This window comes from Acidimicrobiia bacterium, from assembly GCA_036396535.1.
Taxonomy (GTDB): Bacteria; Actinomycetota; Acidimicrobiia; order Spongiisociales; family UBA5794; genus DASWKR01.
In genome coordinates this window covers 1-6110 of sequence record DASWKR010000073.1, presented here as the reverse complement: position 1 = coordinate 6110, position 6110 = coordinate 1, and the positions used below count along the sequence as shown (strand labels likewise).

The following is a 6110-nucleotide window of genomic DNA, read 5'->3' as shown; positions in this document are numbered from 1 at the left end:
CGCCTTGAGGAATCCGACGGGCTCGTCGGCGCGGATGATCAACAAGAGGAGTCCGGGGCGTCCCTCCCTGCGCTCGTACACGACGTGGCCGTCGAACGAGCCGACGGCGTCCGACACCGCTGAGAGCATCTGCTCGAGCGCCGCCGGGGAGACGGCGCTGCGCCACTGCTCGGCGCGACCGGGGAGCAAACGGGCGCCGCCGAGCGAGACGGCTGCCCACGCTGCCGCTTGTGCCATCTCGCCCTTGCGGGAGCCGGGGGTGTACATGGCGACCCCGGCCCTGGCGGCGGCCCTGGAGCCGACCGGCACGAGGATGTGTCCCCACCCTGGAGGAAACGCCTTGTAGGTGGCGGGCTCCGTCATGTCGCCGTGACCTCCGCGGCCGCCGCGGGGCGGTACAGGCTGTCGAGGTGCATCCTGTACAGCGGGAGCCTGGCCGCCCCCAGTGCCGCGAATGCGATCGCCACTGCGAACGCCCCGGATCGGGTCGACGACCCTGCCGCCAGAGCCACGGCAGCCGCGACGACGAGCTGCGCTGCGTTGGCGATGACCTCCGACGTGAACAGGGAGCGCTCGCGGTCGCCGCCGATGAGCTCCAGGCGACCGGGGAACGCCAGGCCGTTGAGTGCGTTGGCGACGATTGCGGTGGCCACCAGACCGCCGATGCTGTACGCCCTCTCCACGATGTGGGCGAACGGGTTGAAGGGCCACGCGAAGCCTGCGACGGCCAGGTAGGCGACGCCGAGGATCAGGGTCAGCTTGTAGAACATGGAGGCGACTCGTCGGGCGTCCGGCCTCGACCGCTGCTTGGCGGCCTCCATGGACTGTGGACCGAGCACGCTGCGCAGCCCGAACGCCAGGACGAGGATCGGTTGGCCGATGGTCCTGGCCGCTTCTGCGAAGCCGAGCGCCTCCTGGCCGACGAGGGTCGACACGATCGCGGCGACCACGAGGTTGTTCCCGGTCGACATGATCCCGGTTGGAGCCAGCCAGCGTCCCGATCGCAAGAGGCTCCCGTATCCGAGCATGGCGGTGGCCGCTGCGAGCCTGTCGGGATCCGCAGGGCCGACGGCTGCACGGCGCCGGCGCGCCATGAGAATGGCCGCCGTGAGCGACGTGACGTTGGCCGTAGCGAGAGCTCCGAAGGGGATCCAGGCAGGATCGAGGGAGAGAGCGTGCAACGTCGCCACGGTGACGACCGCCACGCTCACCTGGACGATCGAGACGAACGCCGCCGACCATGAGATCCCGGCGAGGTGAAGCACCCGTCTGGCGTGATCCTGGACGGGGGACACGATCGAAGCCGCGCCCGCCGTGAGCACCAGAGGAGCGATCGCGGCCCACTCGGTGCCTTGCGCCCTTGCGATCAGGGAAGGGGCCAGCATGACGGCGCCGGCTGCGATCGCCAGAGGCAGGCCCCGCCGGATCGTGCGAGGGAGCAGCGCCACCCGCTCGGGCGTGGCCAACTCGAGAGTCGCCTTCTCCGCGGGGATGAAGATCGCCTGGCTGCCGACGGCGGTCGCCAGCCCGAATGCCGCCATGAACAGGGCGTAGACGCCCAGGGTGCCCAGGTCGTCCTGCCACACCCAGGCGGCGTAGAGCCCGACCGCGAACGAGGCCAGTGCTGCGAGGCCGGCGTCGAGGAGGCCGGCTGGGATGCGACGTCTCATGACTGCCGGTCGGGACCCGTAGGTGCGCCCACCGTCGTCGGGCGCTGCTGCGAACTCATCGGCTGCATCGTACGGATGCCTCAGCCGATTCCGACTTGGAAGTGGTCAACGATGCTCGCCTTGCGGAGCGCCTTGCGGTAGACGGCTACCTCGTCGATCACCCCGTCGAAGTACTTGCCCTTCTCGCCACTCGCTACGCCGTTGTCGAACCGAGTTTCGTCGATCATCGCACCGACGCCGATGTTGGCGGAGTGTGGGTGGAGGCGTCCGATGCCCGAGCCTTCTCGCACCTTCACGCCGTCGACGAAGAGGCGAAGCTCGTCGTCTCCGCGGTCGTACACCATCACGACGTGATGCACCTGGCCGGAGGTGATCTTCTTCTTGATGAAGACCGGGCCCCAGGGAGTGTCGCCGCCGTTGTCCGTGACGTCCCAGGCGCCCGCCCAGACCTTGCCCTGGCGGATGTAGAGGGCGAGGCCGCGCCTCTTGCCGCCCTGTTCGTAGACGACCTGCCTGCCGTCCGACGCATCGGCGACCCGGATCCACGCCTCGACCGTGTACCTGGTGACCGGTGCCTTGTTGAGGTCTTGGGAGTCCGGGACCGAGATCCGCGCCTTCGATCCGTCGAGGCGGACGGCTCCATCGTCGTCGTCGATGAGTGCCGGCCTGCCGAGGTCGACGTCCGCTCGATACCGGGCGGTGTTGCCCGACCCGGAGGCGTCCGCCGCCGAGCTGCCCGAAGTCTCTCCGAGGCGCCAGTAGGCGACTGGGTCGTCGGCGACCACCACCTCGGCGTACTCCTCGTCGACCTGGCCCAGGGTGAAGGTGACCGGAGCTGCATGCGTCGTGTTGCCGTCGGAGTCGGTGGCACGCGCCTCGACCGTCACCGGCCCCTCGCCGTGGCCTTGCGAAGCCCAGGACGACTGGTAGCGCAGGTTGGCGGCGTTCCATGCCGCCGCCGTCCATGATCCTCCGTCGACCCTGACCTCCACGGACAACGATCCGAGCGGGTCTTGGACGTCGCGGGCACCGACCCTGATCGCCACGTTCGAGCCGACGTCGACGGACCCTCCGTTCGGCGGCGCCGCGATCCCGACCCCGGGCGCCGTCCCGGCCACGAGCAGGTCGTCGAAGTTCACTTGACCGAACTCGTTGGCGAACGTCTTCTTGTTGTTGTAGCCCCCGACGACGATGGTGTGAGTCCCTGCGCCGAGGACGCCGAGCTCACGCTCGAACTCCACCCATCCACTCGAGCCGCCGTCTGCGACCCTCGTGATCTCCCCGTCGGGTTCGAACCCGACGAGGTCGCCGTCGATGGCGACGAGCGACTCGGTGTACTCGTCCGGCTCGTAGGCGCTCGACTGGATGACGAGCGTACGGAGACTGATGTACACCGCCGTCGGCTCGTCGAGGGTGAACTGTCGCGTGAAACCGCCGGACATGCCGAACCCGTCGACGTCGTCGACCCCCCCGAGCGCCACCTCGAGCCCGCCACGCCGGTACCCGGCGTACGGGAACCTGGCGCCGTCTGCGTAGTCGGGCTCCGACGTGCCCCGAAAGGTGTCGTCCGAATACGTGAATCCGTTAGCCCCAGAGTCGAAGCCGGCATCGATGAGGATCTCGGCCTTGCCGGGGACGGGGGGCACGGCGAGGGGAGCGGCGCCTCCCGCAGCGCTCAGGTTCTGTGAGGGGTCGACGGCCCGCACGGAGAAGGTGAACGTGCCGGCCGCCGGTTGCACGAAACGGTACGACGTCTCCGCCGTCTCACCGATCTTGTTCCCGTTCCGGTACACGTTGTAGTGGGCTATGCCGTTGGCGTCCGACGATGCCGTCCACGAGACCTCGACGTCCGTGTCGTCGATCACCGCCGCGCCGACGCTCCCCGGCACACTCGGGTTGGACGTGTCGGGCGGCGGTTCCTGCAGCGGCGGCCCCACCGGCGGTCCCGGCCCCGCTTCGTCGCACAGCTTGACCACCGCGTTGATGAACGGGAAGCCTGCCGGGCTCATGTCGCCTCCCAGCCACAGGCAGCCGTCCCCGGCGCCGTGGATCGCCCACGGACCAGTCGATCCAGGCGGGACGTCGGGCCACGAGTCGATGAAGTCTCCCGTGTCGGCCTCGAATCCTGCGAGACCCGAGATGTCGCCGAGGAACTGGTTGCCCTGCCAGATCGAGGCGAAGCAGTGGCAGCTTGCGTACACCCTGTCCCCGACGACCTCGAGATCCTGGAAGTCGCCCCCGCCGGTGAGGTTGTTCGAGCCCTGACCGGTGAAGAACGTCTGCTCGACGCTCAGGTCCGCCGCGTCGAGCACCTGGAGGAAATGCTGGGAACCGCCGAGGAACACCTTGTCGCCGACCGCGGCGACGTCGAACTGGTCACGCTGATTGGCGTTGAACTGGATCGGCTCGAGCCCCTGGACCGTGGCGCCATTCGTCCCGTTGACGGTCCAGAAGTACTCCGAGTCGTCTTCGCCGTTGACGGCCTCGAAGATCCCAGCCAGATAGACGCGTTGGCCGTTCGGGCTCGGAGCGATGCCCCACACCGACCCTCCGGTCACCGTCGGCCGCCAATCGAGGTCGACCTCGCCGTTGGCGAGCGAGACCCGCATGACCTTCGACACCGCCCTCCGCGTGAAGTTGGGCAACGTCGTGACGTGCGTGAAGTTCCCGGCGGCGTACAACCAGGTGCCACGGATGGCGAGGTCCCGTACGACCCCGGGGTTCGGCGAGAAGAAGTTGTCGAGCGACGCTCGGAAGGACGGGTCGATGGTGCCGGAGGCAGGGTCGAGCGCCACGAGCCCCGATGTCATCGGATGCCCATTGACAGTCGCGAACTCGCCACCCACGAACAGACGCGACCCGTCGGGTGACCGCTGCAGCGAGAAGACGCTCCCGTCGAGGTCGGGGCGCCACCAGTCGATCCAATCACCCGTGGTGGCGTCGAAGGCGGCCAGGAACGGCTGGTCGTACTCCTCGCGGTTGCGCCGCTCGATCACCGTCGTGAAGCGGCCACCCACGTAGATCGTGTTGCCGATCTGCTCGATCGCCCAGACTTCGGAAGGTATCGCCGTGGTCACCGCAGGTGCGAGCCCGGAGACGCCCCACGTCCTGACGACATCGTCCGTGAGCTCCGCACCCGCCGGCGATGCCGCCGCCGGAAGCACGGCCGCCGCCGTCGCGACCGCCACCACGGCGTGTCTCAAACGCATACAGTCGATCCTCGCATGGCCGCCGGGCTATGTGGTGGACGGGCCGGCCTCAAGAACCCGCCGCATGGTGCGCGGAAGCCGCAGCCGCGTCGAGAGCCACGTTGTAGTAGATCGCCACCTCGTCGATCCGCCCGTCGAACTCGAAGCCGTCACCGGTCGAGCCTCCGTCGTGGAACATCACGGAGTCGTTCATGGCGCCGATCCCGACATCGGATCCGTGGCTGCCGAGATTCGCCAGCCCGGTCGCCAACCCGATGCTGGCGCCGTCCACGTATGCGTCGAGGCGGCCTCCTGCGCCGTCGAAGGACAGGACGACGTGATGGGTGGACCCGGTGGCCACCGGCGTCGAGACGAAGGCCGGGCCCCATGTGGTGCCTCCGGTCAGGTTCCACGCGCCGGCGTACAGCTGACCGGCGTCCAGGTAGATCGCCATGCCCTTCGCCGTCCCGCCCTGCTCGTAGAGCACCTGGCGGGTGGTGACGTCGTCTGCGTTGAACCACAGCTCGATCGTCATCCGCGCCTTTCCACCGACGTTGATCAGGCTGGAGTCCGGGACCTCGACGACGTCGTTGTTGCCGTCGAAGGCGACCGACGAGCTGGCATCCCCGGCGATCAGGCCGGCGGCTCCGAGGCCCGGGCTGCCGGCGTACGCCGCGTCGAGCGCTCCCGTCTCGTCGGCGGCCACGGTTCCCGTCGACTCGCCGAGCCGGTACCAGATGGTCGGGTTGTCGGCCCCGATGACGTCGACGTACGACGGTCCCGAGTTGGCGACGGTCACCGCGATGGCCGTGTTGGCGACGTTGGCGTCGGAGTCGGTCGCCCTGCCGGTCAGGTTGACGACGCCGTCGCCGACGGCCGTCGTGTTCCATGCGATCTCGTAGAAGCCCGACCCGGCGTTGAAGGCGGCATCCTGGAAACCACCCCCGTCGATCGAGACCTCGACGTCGAGCGTCCCTGGGGCATCCTCGATGTCTCCCGCCATGAGCTGGATCGTGATGGTGCCGGCGACGGTGGCGCCGTTGGTCGGGTTGGAGAATCCGATGGTTGGCGGGGTGTCACCTGGGGTGGCGGCACCGGCGGTGTAGTGGGTGGCGATTCGGGCCGCACCGAGCGCCGTCGGATACGTGACCACCTCGTCGATGGTTCCGTCGAACTCGAAGCCGTCGCCGTTGACGGTGCCGTCGTGGAACCGCACGTCGTTGTTCATCGCCCCGATTCCGGCATCCGAGCC

4 protein-coding genes are annotated in these 6110 nt (G+C 68.7%); all 4 read right to left on the bottom strand.

Annotated elements, in window-relative coordinates:
- Positions 1-363 (bottom strand): hypothetical protein (locus VGC47_13840; protein ID HEX9856391.1); only part of this gene is annotated, 363 nt, incomplete at its 3' end.
- On the bottom strand, positions 360-1670 hold the full coding sequence (locus VGC47_13835; GenBank protein ID HEX9856390.1) for a hypothetical protein: 1311 nt from the start codon (positions 1668-1670) through the stop codon (positions 360-362). The genes VGC47_13840 and VGC47_13835, both read right to left, overlap by 4 nt.
- Positions 1671-1750: 80 nt before the next feature.
- The gene (locus VGC47_13830) at positions 1751-4879 is read right to left on the bottom strand and encodes a LamG-like jellyroll fold domain-containing protein (GenBank protein HEX9856389.1); all 3129 of its coding nucleotides are present in this window, start codon (positions 4877-4879) and stop codon (positions 1751-1753) included.
- A 49-nt stretch (positions 4880-4928) separates the two neighbouring features.
- On the bottom strand, positions 4929-6110 hold a 1182-nt coding region (locus tag VGC47_13825), incomplete at its 5' end, for a LamG-like jellyroll fold domain-containing protein (protein HEX9856388.1).

Coding starts and splice junctions, on each gene's coding strand:
- VGC47_13835 (HEX9856390.1), bottom strand. CDS start 1,670: ATGAGACGTCGCATCCCAGCCGGCCTCCTCGACGCCGGCCTCGCAGCA.
- VGC47_13830 (HEX9856389.1), bottom strand. CDS start 4,879: ATGCGTTTGAGACACGCCGTGGTGGCGGTCGCGACGGCGGCGGCCGTG.